We start from the raw sequence: 15,227 nt of genomic DNA on the forward strand, positions 1-15,227 counted from the left end.
GATCTGCCGCCTCCTTGCCTTGCTCGGCCTTGATGCGCCCGACGATTGCCTTCACGTCCTGCACGCACGACTTGTCGGCAACGAGAATGGCATCGGCCGTTTCCACGACCACGAGATTATGCGTTCCCACGCACGCGATCAGCCGGCCTTCGGAATGCGCGTATGTGGATGTCGATCCCTGGAACATCACACGTCCGCGTGCGACGTTTTCTTCGCTGTCCTTCGGCAGGATGTTCCAGATTGCGTCCCATGAACCGACGTCGGACCAGCCCGCGTTAAGCGGTATGACGGCGCCCGTGCAGGTGCTTTGATCGGCGGCGAGCTGCTCCATCACCGCATAGTCGATGGAATCCGAAGGCGACGCCGCGAACGCTTGTTTGTCGAGGCGGAAAAATTCGCCGTCGCGCGTGCCGGCATCGCACGCGGCGCGGCAGGCCGCATGTATTGCGGGCTGGAAGTGTTGAATGGCTTTCAGCCACACTGACGCCCGTACGATAAAAATTCCCGCGTTCCACCAGTACTCGCCGGAACTCACATATTGGCGTGCAAGTTCGAGATGCGGTTTTTCGACGAACTTTTCGAGCGGCCACGCGCCCGAGCCAAGCATCTGCTGCCCGACCTTGATATACCCGTAGCCCGTTTCCGCATGTGTCGGGACGATGCACATCGTGACAATCGCACCGTCTTCCGCGCATTTCGCGCCCGCACCAATTGCCTTGTGAAACGCTTCGGTATCCGTAACAACATGGTCTGCGGGCATGACGACGAGAACGGCGTCATCGCCGGACACCAATGCATGCATGGCGGCAACGGTCAACGCAGGGGCCGTATTGCGCGCGACCGGTTCGAGCAGCAGGTCGGCTTTGCGGCCCGACGAGCGCAACTGGTCTGCCGTCGTGAAACGATGATCCTCGCCGCACACAATGATGGCGTCGTCGACGCGGGCCGTGCCGTATGTCAGGCCGTCGAGCCGTTGCGCGGTGGATTGCAAAAGCGACTGTTCGCCAATCAAGCCGATCAACTGCTTCGGGAAATGCTCGCGAGACATGGGCCAGAGACGGGTTCCGGCGCCACCGGCGAGGATGACGGGCTGGATTCTCAGCCGGGTTTCGGAGGCGGCAGGGAAGTGTGGCGCGCTGACAAGCGTTGTATCGATGGCGGTCATGAAGAGGGAACTCCTGGGCTTGAACGGGTATTGCAATTTTTAGCACGGAGTAAATAGCCGATAAATCAAAAAACCAGAAAATAATCGACAGCTATATGCGGGCCGGTATGCCGGCCATTCGATGTAACTGAGACTGACGCCTGAATTTTTTTCTTACGATGCGCGAATTTTTTATTCGAAAATAATTGCCTAAGATTCGGCCGAAACCCTTGCGGAGTAAGCATCGAAGTCGTTGACGATGTCCGCGAAAAATCCGCAACGCCGCGCGACAACCGACGATCGAAACGCCAGTCAATCCCGCATATGACGAAAATAAATCCGTTGAAAACGGTGAATTAATTCACGCATTATTTTGCGGTTGCAGCATGAATTAAATTCCAGCCTTATACGGGTATGTACCAAGGCAATTGGCGTACTCGCTTTGAAGCGGCTTCGACGCCAGAACGAGTTCCAGCGCGCCGCGCATTTCACCCGAGGTGTTCTACATGTTGAGCGTGCTTTCGAGAATGATCGACATAGCGATGGTCGCGCTGGGCGCGTTGCTCGCCGCGTCGCTGCACGCGGGAAATGCGGTATGGCTCGACGACATGCAAAGCACGCTGCTGGCATTCAATTGCGTGCTGGTGATCATGACGTTCCCGTCGTTCGGAATCTACAAGTCGTGGCGCGGCAAGCCCGTCTACGACCTGTTGCTGCGCGTGACGGTCGCATGGCTGATGGTGGAAGGCGCGGGCGTGCTGCTTACGTTCAGCGTGCATCGTGCAGATTTGCTGTCGCGTATGTGGTTGCTTTATTGGGGCGTGGCCACGGCTGCGCTGTTGATGATTTCGAAGGCGAGCGTGCATGCAGCGCTCAAGTCGCTGCGGCGCGAAGGTTTCAATCAGAAAGCGGTGGCAATCGTTGGCGCGGCGCCTTACGGCCAGTTCCTGATCGAACAGATGCGCAGCCGACCGGAAGCGGGTTTTCGTCCGGTGTATGTGTTCGATGATGCCTTCGCCGAAGAGACGCTCGCAGGCGTGCCGGTGAGCCGAGATCTGGCCGACCTGACACAACTCGTTCGGCGTCGCGCAATTCGTGAACTGTGGCTGGCGTTGCCGATTTCACAGGAACGCACCATCCACAAACTGGTTACCGAGTTCCGCGATGACTTCGTGAACATCCGCTTCATCCCGGACGTACGCAGCCTGTCGTTCTTCAATCACGCCGTGGTCGATCTGCTCGGCGTGCCGGCGATCAACCTGGCGGCGTCGCCGATCACGGATTTGAAGGTACTGCCCAAGCGCGTGTTCGATCGCATGTTTGCCGCCATCGTGTTGCTGAGTCTCGCGCCGCTGTTGATTGCGCTCGCGGTGGCGGTGAAGTTTTCGTCGCCAGGACCGGTGTTCTTCAAGCAAAAGCGCAAGGGTATCGATGGAAACGAGTTCGAGATTTTCAAGTTCCGCTCCATGCGCGTGCACAAGGAAACCGCCGGGCACGTGACACAAGCGAAGAAGGGCGACAAGCGCGTGACGCGCGTAGGTGCTTTCCTTCGGCGCACGAGCCTCGACGAACTGCCGCAGTTCATCAATGTGCTGCGCGGCGAGATGTCGGTGGTCGGTCCGCGCCCGCATGCGCTCGAACACGACGACATCTACAAGGATCTCGTGAAGGGCTACATGTACCGGTATCGCATCAAACCCGGCATTACCGGCTGGGCGCAGGTGAACGGTTTTCGCGGCGAAACGGACCGCATCGAAAAGATGATGGGACGCGTGAAGCTCGACCTGTACTACATGCAGCACTGGACCTTCGGACTCGACATGAAGATCGTCGCGATGACTTTGTGGAAGGGTTTTGCGGGCGCTAACGCCTACTAGAAGAATCATCGAATAACGCTTGAATAATTTGCCAACCCTGGAGCACGTGCTATGAAACTCACCATCATCGGAAGCGGCTATGTAGGCCTCGTGACGGGCGCGTGCCTCGCCGACATCGGCAACGACGTGTTCTGTCTCGACCTCGACGAACGCAAGATCGCCATTCTCAACAGCGGTGGCGTGCCGATTCATGAACCGGGACTGCAGGAAGTCATTGCGCGCAATCGCGCAGCGGGACGCCTGACGTTTTCAACCGATGTGAAAGCTGCTGTCGAGCACGGCGAAGTGCTGTTCATTGCGGTCGGTACGCCGTCCGACGAAGACGGCTCCGCCGATCTGAAATACGTGCTTGCGGCGGCGCGCGACATTGGCCGTTACATGAACAACTTCAAGGTCATCGTCGACAAATCCACGGTGCCCGTCGGTACCGCGCGCCGCGTGAAAGCGGCGATCGATCATGAACTCGCCGAGCGCGGCGAGACACACATGTTCTCCGTGGTGTCGAACCCGGAGTTCCTGAAGGAAGGCGCGGCTATCGACGACTTCACGCGGCCCGATCGAATCGTGCTCGGTTGTGACGACGATGTCCCCGGCGAACGCGCGCGCGAACGCATGAAGCGTCTTTATTCGCCGTTCAACCGGAACCACGAACGCACGCTTTACATGGATGTACGGTCGGCCGAGTTCACGAAATACGCGGCCAACGCCATGCTTGCCACGCGCATCTCGTTCATGAACGAACTCGCGAATTTCGCGGATCGTGTGGGCGCGGATATTGAAGCGGTGCGTCGCGGTATTGGTTCCGATCCGCGCATTGGGTACGACTTCCTGTATGCGGGTTGCGGTTATGGCGGATCGTGTTTTCCGAAAGACGTGCGCTCGCTGATCCAGACGGCCGGCGAGCACAACGAGCAGATGGAAATCCTGAAGGCGGTGACATCGGTGAATGAGGCGCAGAAACAGACGCTTGCGAACAAGATCGTTGCACGCCTCGGCAATGATCTGAGCGGCAAGAAATTTGCGCTGTGGGGCCTCGCGTTCAAGCCGAATACCGACGACATGCGCGACGCCCCGAGCCGCGTGTTGATCGCGGCGCTGCTGGAACGCGGCGCGACGATCAGCGCCTACGACCCCGTCGCAACGGACGAAGCCCAACGTGTGATCGCGCTCGATCTGCGCGATACCCCCGAGCAACTCGCGCGTTTGAGCTACGCGAAGGACCACGCCGATACGCTCGATGGAGCGGATGCGTTGATCATCGTGACGGAGTGGAAGGCGTTCAAGAGCCCGGACTTCGATGGCATGAAACGCCGCCTGAAAACACCGCTTATTTTCGATGGCCGCAATCTCTACGAGCCGGAAACGATGGCTGAGATCGGTATTGAATATCACGCGATCGGGCGCGGCGTCCGGCAACCGGCCAAGTCGCCGGTCACGGCTTAACCCGTAGAACTCTCATGCGCGAAGACCGGCCGAAGGACCCGGTGCTCGCGCCATGCGCCGCAGTATCGAACATATTCACGGACACCGCCCACATGTTTCAAAGCGTCTTGATTGTCTGCCATGCAAATGTCTGCCGGAGCCCCGTCGCCGAGATGCTGTTTCGCGCGCACTCGGCCCGGATGGTCAACAAACATGCGAGACGCGGAATCGAGTTCGGATCGGCAGGGCTCTTTGCGCAAGAGGGCCGCGCTATCGATACGACCATGTCGCGGCTCTTGATGGAATGCGACGTCGATTCATCGGGACATGCTGCACGCCAGCTCGATCGCGCCATGGCTCGTGCAGTCGATCTAATTCTGGTACCTGAACGCAAGCACATCACGGCGATCGAGGAGATGGAACCGGTCACGCGCGGCAAGGTGCACTTGCTCGGAAAGTGGGAAGACTCGGAAGTGATCGATCCATATGGTCGCCATGAAAGCGCCTATCGCGAGAGCTTCGGGCTTATTGAACGTCTGGTCCAGGGATGGCTGAATAAAATATGGTGAACCGGTCTCTAGCTTTTACTGTTTCCGTGGTCCTTTCGCTGACGACTTTTCTGTCGGCTTGTGGCGCCCTGCCGGGCTATAGCCTGAATACATCGCGCCTGCAGGACAACGACCCTACGCCAACGGCGACTTATCCGGTGCGCCTGATTTCGGCCGATGTCATCCTGCAGCAAAATCGTCCGGCTGCAGCCGCGCCGTTGCCGCCTGCGCGTTTTGCCGATCCGGCGCAATACGTGTATCGCGTGGCGCCGCAGGACATTATTGGCGTCACGGTCTGGGATCATCCCGAACTGACCACGCAGCAGGGGCAGACCTTGTCTGCCGGTGGCAACACCACGCAAACGGTGGCCGGCGCGCTCGCGCAGCCGTACACCACGGCGTTGCCGGGCCAGGCCGATCCGTTCGGTCAGACCGTCTCGCCCGACGGCACGATCTTCTTTCCGTTTCTCGACAAGGTCCGCGTGGCGGGCAAGACCGCAGGCGAGATCCGCGATCAGCTTGCAGCAGCCTTGACGCCGTATTTCAAGAAGCCGCAGGTCGATGTGCGCGTGCTTGCGTACAGAAGCCAGAAGGTGTCGGTGACGGGCGAAGTGAAGACCCCCGGGCCGCTTGCAATGAGCGACGTGCCGCTTACGCTCGTCGATGCCATCACGCGTTCCGGCGGAACGACTGCCGACGCCGACCTGCAACGCGTGCGTCTTACGCGCAACGGCAAGCTGTATCAACTCGATGCCGACGGCGTGCTCGATCGCGGTGAAATAGATCAGAACGTGATGCTTCAGGCAGGCGATATCGTCAACGTTCCGGACCGCACGGACAGCCGGGTATTCGTGATGGGTGAGGTCAAGACGCCGCTGCCTGTATCGATGATGAAAGGCCGCCTCACGATCGCCGATGCCCTCACGCAAGCCGGCGGCATTCTCGATACAGACGCCAACGCGCGGCAGATCTACGTGGTGCGCGGTGCGCGAGAAAAACCCGAATCGCCCGATATCTACCGGCTCGACCTGACGCAACCGGACTCGTTGCTGCTGTCCACGCAATTCCGTTTGCAACCGCTCGACGTGGTGTATGTGGGCACGGCCGGGTCGGTGCAGTTCAACCGTCTGGTCAACCAGGTCCTGCCGACTCTGCAGACAATCTTCTACCTGAAGCAACTGACGCGTTAATCGTCAATGCGCGTCATATCAACCGGGATTGAAACGTGAGCACGCCAGCACATTCCTATCAGGGCAAGACAGAAGAAGAGGACGTCGTTCTCGGGCAGTTGCTGCAGGTGATCATCGACGACATCTGGTGGCTGATCGGGATCGCGGCGTTCATCGTGCTCGCAGCTGGCGCGTATTGCTACGTCGCCAAGCCCGTGTATTCCGCCGATGCCCATGTGCGTGTCGAGCAATCCGACAACACGTCGCAAGCGCTCACGCAAACGCAGACGGGCGCGGCTATCGGCAATTCGTCGGGCGCGCTGCCGACGGATGCGGAGATCGAGATCATCAAGAGCCGTGGGGTGGTTGCGCCCGTTGTCACCCAATGCAAGCTCAACTTCTCCGTCACACCTATGACCGTGCCACTCCTCGGCAGCTTGGCAGGCCGTCTTGCGACGCCAGGCAAGCCGTCGAAGCCGTGGTTTGGAATGAGCTCGTATGCCTGGGGCGGTGAGCAGGCGGCGATTGATTCCATTGAAGTCGTGCAGCCGCTCGAAGGGCAGAAGCTCACGTTGACCGCGCTTGCCAACAACCGCTATTCGCTCGCGACGCCGGATGGCCGCATGCTGCTTGAGGGCACCGTCGGCACGATGGAAAGCGGCAACGGCGTGAACATCAACGTGGCGAAACTCGTCGCGCGTCCCGGCACCCGCTTCACCGTGCTGCGGGCGAACGACCTGGACGCCATCGCGTCGTTTCAGTCGGGCATCACGGTGGCGGAGCAGGGCAAGGCGACGGGCGTCATTCAAATATCGTTGGAGAACGGCGACCCGGCACGCGCCGCGGAGATCGCGAATGCACTCGCTGATTCATATCTGCATCAGCACATCGAAAGCAAACAAGCCGATGCCGAAAAGATGCTCGCGTTCCTGAAGAGCGAACAGCCGCGTTTGAAGGGTGATCTGGAGCACGCCGAGGCTGCGCTGACCGAATATCAAAGCAAGTCCGGTTCGATCAACGCCAGCGATGAAGCCAAGGTCTACCTCGAAGGCAGCATCAGCTACGAGGCACAGATATCCGGATTGAAGTTGCAGATTGCGACGTTGAATCAGCGCTACAACAGTGCTCATCCGGCGCTTATCGTGGCGCAGCAGCAACTCGGTCAGCTCGAAGCGGAACGCGCAAGGTTTGGCGAGCGCTTTCGTAACTTGCCGGCGTCGGAAGTGAAGGCTGTATCGCTGCAACGCGATGCAAAGGTGGCCGAGGACATTTATGTGCTGCTGCTGAACCGCGTGCAGGAATTGTCGGTGCAGAAGGCCGGCACGGGCGGCAACGTGCATATAGTCGATGCCGCCTTGCGCCCCGGCGCGCCGATCAAGCCGAAGAAATTCCTGATCATGTCGGCTGCGGTGATCCTTGGACTGATCCTCGGCACGGGCTTCGTGTTCCTGCGCCGCGCGATGTTCAAGGGCATCGTGGACCCGGACAAGGTCGAGCGCCTGGCCGGTTTGCCGCTGATCGGACTCGTGCCGCTGAGCGTGGAACAAACGAAGCTCGATGCCGAAGCCAAGCGTACCGAGCGTGATCGCGATCGTGTCCTGCCCATTCTCGCAGTCATGCGCCCGAACGACGTCTGCGTGGAGATCATGCGCAGCCTGCGCACGTCGCTGCAATTCACGCTCATGGAAGCGCGCAACCATACGGTGATGCTCACTGGCCCGGCATCGGGCGTCGGCAAGAGTTTCCTGGCGGTGAATCTGGCAGTGCTGCTTGCGGCATCGGGTAAAAAGGTTTTGCTGATCGATGCCGACATGCGGCGCGGCAAACTCGAGCGGTCGTTCGGCCTCGATCGTGCGAATGGTTTGGCCGAACTGCTTGCTGGAACCATCGGACTGGAACAGGCAATACGTACCACGCGCACACCGTTGCTCAGTTTCATGCCCGCAGGCAAGCGCCCGGAGAATCCGTCGGAGCTGTTGATGTCGCCGCGCCTGCAGCAATATCTCGATGGCCTGGGACGTGTCTACGACGTGGTCTTCATCGATACCCCGCCGATTCTCGCGGTGACGGACGCATCGATCATCGGCAAGTTGTCGGGCACGAACTTCCTCGTGATGCGCTCGGGCGCGCACAATGAAATGGAAATCTCCGATGCCATCCGGCGTCTGCGCACAGCGGGCATTCCGCTCGCCGGCGCGATCATGAACGGCATGGCGCAGCGCTCGCGCGGCTATAACCGCGGGCACTACGCAGCGGTTGAAGACTACCTGAACGTTTGACGCATCGGAGCGCGCATGACATCGACCCTGACTATTTCCGTGCTGGTTCCGACGTATCGCCGTCCGGCCGATCTGAAGCGATGCCTCGCGGCGTTGCGTACACAAACGCGCGCAGCGGATGAAGTGCTGATCGTTGCACGGCCTGAGGACGATGCCACGCATCGTGCGATCGAAACGGAAATGGCCGAGGGAAATCCATTCGAGTTGCGCGTGATCGAAACCGGACTCGGCGGTCAGGTCGCGGCGTTGAACCGTGGCCTCGATGCAGCGCGCGGTGACATCGTCGCGATCACCGATGACGACGCGGCACCGCGAATCGACTGGCTTGCACGCATAGATGAAGCTTTCTCCGGCGATGCGTCACTGGGCGCATTGGGCGGCCGCGACTGGGTCTTCGAACACGGTTCATTGCTCGATGGCGAACGCACCGAGGTTGGCCAGATCCGCCGCTCGGGGAAGATCATCGGCAACCATCATCTGGGCGTTGGCGCGCCGCGCGAGGTCTGGTTGCTCAAGGGCGCGAACATGATTTACCGGCGCGCGGCTGTCGGCCAGTTGCGCTTCGATACCCGCTTGCGAGGCAAGGGCGCGCAGCCTTGCAACGATTTATCGTTCAGCTTGAGCGTGAAGCGCACGGGCTGGAAGATGGTCTACGATCCGCGCGTCGCTGTCGATCATTTTCCGGCCGAACGTTTCGATGACAACGGCCGCGATGCGCAAACGCTCGGCGCGCTGGCGGACACCGCCTACAACGTGCATCTCGTGTTGCGTGAACATCTGGGTCCCATCGCACGGCATGTCGCGTGGTACTGGTACGCGGCCATCGGCACGCGTGCAATGCCGGGATTTGCGCACACGTTGCTCGCGCTCGCACGTACCCGCAATGCCGCTTGCTGGACGCGTTATCGCGCAATGCGTCGAGGTGCCCGCGACGCCCGCCGCGACGCGCAGCACGAACCCGCAGCGTACGCGCTCGCCATGCGCAGCCATTCCGATGGAGCGAAAGCCGCATGAGCCGCGTATCGAGGGTCCGGCATTCACAGCGACAACACGGAGACGCCGAGGCTTCCGGCGTGCAGCCTACGAAGGTTCACGTGCATCTTTTCTATGGCTCCGATCCGCGGTTTTATCGGAAGGGCGAGAACATTGGTTGTCTTTACGGATATCACCACGCCGAGTCGCCGGAGATGACGCTGACGTATTCGCGCGACAAACCCGAGAACAAGATCGTGCGTCTCGCTCGCCGCGGATTGAAAGCCGTGCTCGGCTTCGATTTCGTTCATACGTGGCGCAATCGCGACGAGATCCTGAATTCGGACGTGGTGTGGACGCATACGGAGCACGAGCATTTATCGGCGGCGTTGTTGCTTTTGTTGAAGGGACGCGCCCGCGGCAATCCAATGTTGCTCGCGCAAAGCGTCTGGCTCTTCGATAAATGGGCGAGCTACGGTGCGATAAGGAAATTCTTCTATAAGAAGCTGCTCGCACGCGCCGATGTGCTGACCACCCACGCGACCGAGAATGCGCAGATGGCGCGTGACTACCTGAAGCGCGAGGTGCAGCAGGTTTTCTACGGCATCAATCCGCGCGACTTTCCGTTGCAGGAACCAGCGGCGTGGAAACCGGATACGCCCGTTCGAATTGGCGCGATTGGCAATGATCGTGATCGCGATTGGGAATCGCTGGTCAAGGCATTCCGGCAGAATCCTGCATGTGAAGTGCGGATTGCGACGCGTCGCCGGGTATCGAAGGAACTGCATGCCGGCAACGTGATGATCGCGCCGGCCATCGGCCTCAAGGCGGCGCGCGAACTCTACGATTGGGCCGATGTGATCGTCGTGCCGTTGCGCCATAACACGCATGTTTCAGGCATCACAGTCGTGCTGGAAGCCGTTGCGCTGGGCAAGCCCGTGATTGTTTCCGACGTCGGTTCGTTGCGCGATTACTTTGGACCCGAGCATGTGTTTTATGTGCCGCCGCACGACGTGCAGGCGTTGCAGCGCACGCTCGAGACAATCGTCGCCAATCCCGAACTCGCGCTGCAGCGCGCGCAGGCCGCGAGCCGTCACTTTGCGGCGCGTGATTACACGACCCATCAGTTCGCGATGCAGCACGTCCGCATCACGCAGGAGTTCATGCGCAATGCGCGTCCCGTCGAAACGCCGGCGCATGCCGATCTTCACGGCATCGCATCATCACGCAGGGCGCACTGACGATGAGCACGCCAGCCGCTCCGCGCACGCCCAAATTCATCGCCGATCTGATCGAGAACGGCGGTAAGCCCGCGCGCGCAGGGTTCCTCGGACTGTTCCGCGATGAACCCAAACACTGGGTGCCGCAGACCGGCTTCTGGGCGTTCACGCTGCTGCTCATCCTCGCGCATCAGGGCACGGTGCTGACGCTGGCTTTTCCGTTTTTATCGACAGCGGTCGGCTTGTGGCTTTATTTCAAGAGCCCCGCCCGATACATCGGCTTTGTCTGGTGGCAATGGTTCCTGAGCCCGGAAGTCCGGCGCCTTGCCGACTACGCAAAGGGCGGCTTCACGCCGACGAGCCTGATCCAGATCGCGCCGGTTGTCGTCACGATGATATGCGCGCTGACCGTTGTGCGGCATTACCGTGTGCTTGCCGAAAGACGGGGCGTGCCGGTCCTGCTGATCTTCCTCGGGCTCGCTTATGCGTACTTGATCGGCGTGATGTCAAACGGCCCCATGGCGGCCACCTACGATCTCGCTGCGTGGCTTTATCCGGTGCTGATTGGATTCCACATCATGGTCCATGCACGCGAATATCCAAAGTATCGCCAGGCGATTCTCGATACGTTCATCTGGGGCATGCTGTTCATGGGCGGTTACGGGCTCGTGCAGTTCTTCATCATGCCCGCATGGGACGCAATGTGGATGATCGGATCGCAAATGGCGTCGCAGGGCGACCCCGTTCGCCTTGGCGTGCGTGTGTTCAGCACCATGAATTCATCCGGCCCGTTCGCCCTCGCGATGATGGCCGCGCTCACTTTCACCATGGCCGGCACCCAGAGCGTGCGATGGCTTGCCGGTGGTCTCGGCTTTATCTCGTTCGGACTTTGCATGGTGCGCTCGACGTGGGGCGGCTGGGTCATCGCGATGGTCCTGCAAATCATCAAGGCGAGCAACAAGGTACGCGTGCGGATTCTGATTGGCGGAGTGGTGCTGGTCGCGCTCTCGGTGCCGTTGCTGACCTTCGGTCCTATCGCCGACAAGATGGCGACGCGCCTGCAATCCATCACCAATCTCAGCGATGACAACAGCTACGCCGCGCGCAACGAGTTCTATGCATCGTTTGCGAAAACAGCCTTTACGGATGTGTCGGGCGAAGGTTTTGGGGCGACAGGTTCTTCTACCAAGCTTTCGTCATCGAACGGTGATCTGGGAAAATACGGCAGCTTCGACAGCGGCGTGATGAACGTGCCTTTCGTGCTCGGCTGGCCAGGTTCGCTGATGTACCTCGCCGGACTCGGCCTGCTGTTGATGCGCGCATTCCGTGCGTCGTTTTCCCTGCGCGATGACAAGTACGCGCAAGCCTCATTGAGCGTGGCGTTTGCGATTGTCGGCATGCTGGTCTTCACCAACACCTTCACATCGATTGGCGGAATGATCCTTTACATGGGCCTGTGCTCGGTCCTGGCCGCTCGCCATCACATGCGGCTCGAAAAGAAGCGGGCACGCGCGGTCTTCGAACAATCCATTCCACACAAGGCAGTCCGATGAAAATCGCCATCGTCACCCATGTCGTGCGTCATAACGACGGGCAAGGCCGGGTGAACTACGAGATCGCACGCGCCGCGCTGGCGGAGGGCCACCAGGTCACGTTGCTTGCGTCGCATGTGGCGCCCGAACTGGCATCGGAAACGCGTTTGCGATGGGTCGCGATCAAGGTCGGGCGCTTCTGGCCGACCAAGCTTTTCAAGCAGCAGGTCTTCGCGCTGAAGACCGCGCTGTGGCTGAAGAAACACAAAAAGGACTATGACGTGCTGCATGTGAACGGATTCATATCGTGGACCAAAGCCGATGTGAACACCGCCCATTTCGTGCATGGTGGATGGCTGCGGAGTCCTTACTATCCGTTCAAGCTCACGGGCGGTTTGTGGTCTGCGTATCAAGTCATCTACAGCCACGTCAATGCAAAGCTGGAACACTGGGCGTACCAGCGCTCGAAGATCATCGCGGCAGTGTCAGAGAAGGTCGCCGTGGAGATTCGCGCAAACGGTACGGAGAGCGAGCGCATCGAGGTCGTCTATAACGGCGTGGATACGACCGCTTTCACGGCGGCACGTCGCACGGGCAGCGACAGGGCGCAGTTCCAGCTTCCCGACGATGCCTGCCTGCTGTTGTTCGTGGGCGACCTGCGCACGCCGCGCAAGAACCTCGACACCGTCCTGAAGGCGCTACTGGAGCTACCGTCGAGCGTACATCTGGCGGTCGCCGGTTACATCCCGGGCAGCCCTTACCCCGATGAAGCGAAGGCGCTCGGCATCGGCGATCGCGTGCATTTTCTCGGGCTCGTGAAGAACATGCCGACGCTCATGCATTCCGTCGACGCATTCGTTTTCCCCTCGCGATACGAAGCCATGAGCTTGTCCCTGCTCGAGGCGCTCGCGGCCGGCTTGCCGGTCATCACGGCGAAGACGGCGGGCGGGGCGGAGATCATCGGCACGGATTGCGGCATCGTGCTCGACGATCCCGACGATGCCACCGCGCTCGCGGGAGCTGTCTTGAAGCTCGCGGATGCACCTGAGCTACGCCGTGAAATGGGCGTGGCCGCGCGCCTGCTTGCGGACCAGTTCGGATGGGCGCGGATGGCGCGGCGCTATCTGGATCTGTATCGCGGGTTTGCGAATCAGAAGGGTGCAGTGGCTTCATCGAACGATACAAGCGATGCGCAAAAGGCCGAAAGCGTGGCCTCCATATAAGCAATTTATTTTTCAACGATATTGAAGCGGGGTCAGGGATATGAGCACACAAGCCATCAAGTCGCTGCAGATCGGGATGCACTGGTTCCCTGAGCGCGCGGGCGGTCTCGACCGCATGTATCACACGCTGGTTGGCGCGCTGCCGGGCGCGGGCGTCACGGTGCGTGGCGTGGTTGCGGGATCGGCGCGAGTCGCATCCGATACAGAAGGCGCCATTCACGGTTTTGGTCCTGCCGCGCAATCGTTGCCGCGCCGGCTGATGGCGGCCCGCCGTGCGTTGCGTGCCTCGCTGAGCCGCGAAACGCCCGACGTCGTCTCGTCGCATTTTGCGCTTTATACATTCCCTGGACTCGATGTCACGCGTGGCATTCCGCAGGTCTCGCATTTCCAGGGACCTTGGGCCGACGAGAGTCATGTCGAAGGCGCGGACACCATTGGGCAACGTACCAAGCGGATGCTCGAGCAACGTGTGTATGCGCGTTCGACGCGGCTGATTGTTTTATCGGAGGCATTCGGCGAGATCTTGCAGTCGCGATATTCCATTCCTGCAGACCGGATTCGCGTGGTGCCGGGATGTGTAGATGTTTCGCAGTTCAACGTGCCGTTGAGCCGTGCCGATGCGCGCCGGCGTTTGCAGCTTCCGCAGGATCGTCCGGTCGTGCTTGCAGTGCGGCGACTCGTGCGGCGCATGGGACTGGAAGATCTTATTGAAGCGATGAAGCGCGTGAAGGCGAAGCAGCCCGATGTGTTGTTGCTGATCGCGGGGAAGGGGCGGCTGGCTGAAGAGCTGCAGGCGCGCATTACCGAAGCCGGTCTCGACGATAACGTGCGTCTTCTCGGGTTTGTGCCTGATCGGCATTTGGCGGCGCTTTATCGGGCGGCTGATGTGAGTATCGTGCCGACGGTTGCGCTCGAGGGGTTCGGGTTGATTACGGTGGAGTCGCTGGCGTCAGGCACGCCGGTGCTGGTTACGCCGGTTGGCGGGTTGCCGGAGGCGGTTGCGCCTTTGTCAGGGCATCTTGTTTTGCCTTCTACTGGGGTTGATGCGATCGCCGAGGGGTTGATCGGTGCGCTCGACGGGTCGCTTGTTTTGCCAAGCGAGCAAGCATGTCGGGATTATGCCAAGGCTAACTTCGATACGCCGGTGATCGCTCGCCGCGTGGCTTCGGTTTATAGCGAGGCTATTGAGGTGGGGGTTTTGCATTGAGTTGGTTTTGTGCTGCGGTGGGGGGGTGATGCTGGGTTGCTACTCTTTAGGTCTTCGCGCGTTACGTCTTGGCTGATTTTTTTAGCACTATTAGCCACTGTGCGTGGCGGCACTTCATTTCTTTTTCCAACGGCGAAAAAGAAACGAAGCAAAGAAAACGCCTCTCCACCGATGGCACATAAGTGTCCCGAGCGTGCAGTGACAACTGTTTGGTACTTCACAAGAACGCTCGACGCCGCAATCAAGAACACTTGAAACCCTCCCCCTCCGTCAACGGCAACCCACACGCTTCGCCACCAGTGTGGGAATCCGCTAATTAGGCCTCCGCGCTGCGCGCGCTGGCGCCCAAACGGCGGAGTTGGCTGTACTGGTTCCGTCGTGCCCGTTTTGCCTGGGACCACAGATGGCGAAGTCGAGGGCAAGTTCAAGATGCTGCGGAGCCGTTATGGGCTCGACCCGTTGTTATGTCTTGGCCAGGTTTCCGTCTTGACTGCCACAATTACTGGTGGCGAAGCGTGTGGGTATCTTTTGGCGGAGGGGGAGGGTTTCAACTGTTGGTGGTTATGGCGGTAACCGTTCTTCTGAAGTACCAAACAGTTGTCAGTGCACGCTCGGGACACTTAAGAATTAGCGG

Annotated in this window: 11 protein-coding genes; 10 read left to right on the forward strand and 1 reads right to left on the reverse strand. The window is 60.0% G+C overall.

Annotated elements, in window-relative coordinates:
* Positions 1 to 1,165: mannose-1-phosphate guanylyltransferase/mannose-6-phosphate isomerase (locus ACFFAR_RS08840; protein ID WP_375507765.1), on the reverse strand; the 1,165-nt coding region annotated here is incomplete at its 3' end.
* A 485-nt stretch (positions 1,166 to 1,650) separates the two neighbouring features.
* Here ACFFAR_RS08840 and ACFFAR_RS08845 point away from each other — a divergent pair.
* From ACFFAR_RS08845 to ACFFAR_RS08890, 10 genes are all read left to right on the forward strand, one after another.
* The gene (locus ACFFAR_RS08845) at positions 1,651 to 3,021 is read left to right on the forward strand and encodes an undecaprenyl-phosphate glucose phosphotransferase (protein ID WP_062167470.1); all 1,371 of its coding nucleotides are present in this window, start codon (positions 1,651 to 1,653) and stop codon (positions 3,019 to 3,021) included.
* 51 nt (positions 3,022 to 3,072) lie between these two features.
* Positions 3,073 to 4,464, forward strand: a complete 1,392-nt coding sequence (locus ACFFAR_RS08850; protein WP_375507766.1) for a UDP-glucose dehydrogenase family protein — start codon at positions 3,073 to 3,075, stop codon at positions 4,462 to 4,464.
* A 92-nt stretch (positions 4,465 to 4,556) separates the two neighbouring features.
* Complete coding sequence (locus ACFFAR_RS08855; RefSeq protein ID WP_062170217.1) at positions 4,557 to 5,012, forward strand: low molecular weight protein-tyrosine-phosphatase; 456 nt, start codon at positions 4,557 to 4,559, stop codon at positions 5,010 to 5,012.
* Positions 5,006 to 6,181, forward strand: a complete 1,176-nt coding sequence (locus tag ACFFAR_RS08860) for a polysaccharide biosynthesis/export family protein (RefSeq protein ID WP_062000106.1) — start codon at positions 5,006 to 5,008, stop codon at positions 6,179 to 6,181. Before ACFFAR_RS08855 ends, ACFFAR_RS08860 begins: the two co-directional genes overlap by 7 nt.
* 35 nt (positions 6,182 to 6,216) lie before the next feature.
* A complete protein-coding gene (locus ACFFAR_RS08865; protein WP_375507767.1) occupies positions 6,217 to 8,439 on the forward strand; it encodes a polysaccharide biosynthesis tyrosine autokinase in 2,223 nt (740 codons plus the stop codon).
* 27 nt (positions 8,440 to 8,466) lie between these two features.
* A complete protein-coding gene (locus tag ACFFAR_RS08870) occupies positions 8,467 to 9,453 on the forward strand; it encodes a glycosyltransferase (protein WP_174364012.1) in 987 nt (328 codons plus the stop codon).
* Positions 9,454 to 9,512: 59 nt separating this feature from the next.
* Positions 9,513 to 10,652 carry a glycosyltransferase family 4 protein gene (locus tag ACFFAR_RS08875; protein WP_375507770.1) on the forward strand — a complete coding sequence of 380 codons (1,140 nt, stop codon included), beginning with the start codon at positions 9,513 to 9,515 and terminating at the stop codon, positions 10,650 to 10,652.
* A gap of 2 nt (positions 10,653 to 10,654) precedes the next feature.
* Positions 10,655 to 12,184, forward strand: coding sequence for a glucose-6-phosphate isomerase (locus tag ACFFAR_RS08880; protein ID WP_375507768.1), 1,530 nt, complete (start codon positions 10,655 to 10,657; stop codon positions 12,182 to 12,184).
* Complete coding sequence (locus tag ACFFAR_RS08885; RefSeq protein ID WP_174364008.1) at positions 12,181 to 13,386, forward strand: glycosyltransferase; 1,206 nt, start codon at positions 12,181 to 12,183, stop codon at positions 13,384 to 13,386. The genes ACFFAR_RS08880 and ACFFAR_RS08885 overlap by 4 nt, the downstream gene beginning before the upstream one ends.
* A 40-nt stretch (positions 13,387 to 13,426) precedes the next feature.
* Entirely contained in the window at positions 13,427 to 14,593 is a 1,167-nt protein-coding gene (locus ACFFAR_RS08890; RefSeq protein ID WP_375507769.1) for a glycosyltransferase family 4 protein, read from the forward strand.
* The last annotated feature ends 634 nt before the right edge of the window (positions 14,594 to 15,227 follow it).

Source organism: uncultured Caballeronia sp. (assembly GCF_964243625.1).
GTDB lineage: Bacteria > Pseudomonadota > Gammaproteobacteria > Burkholderiales > Burkholderiaceae > Caballeronia.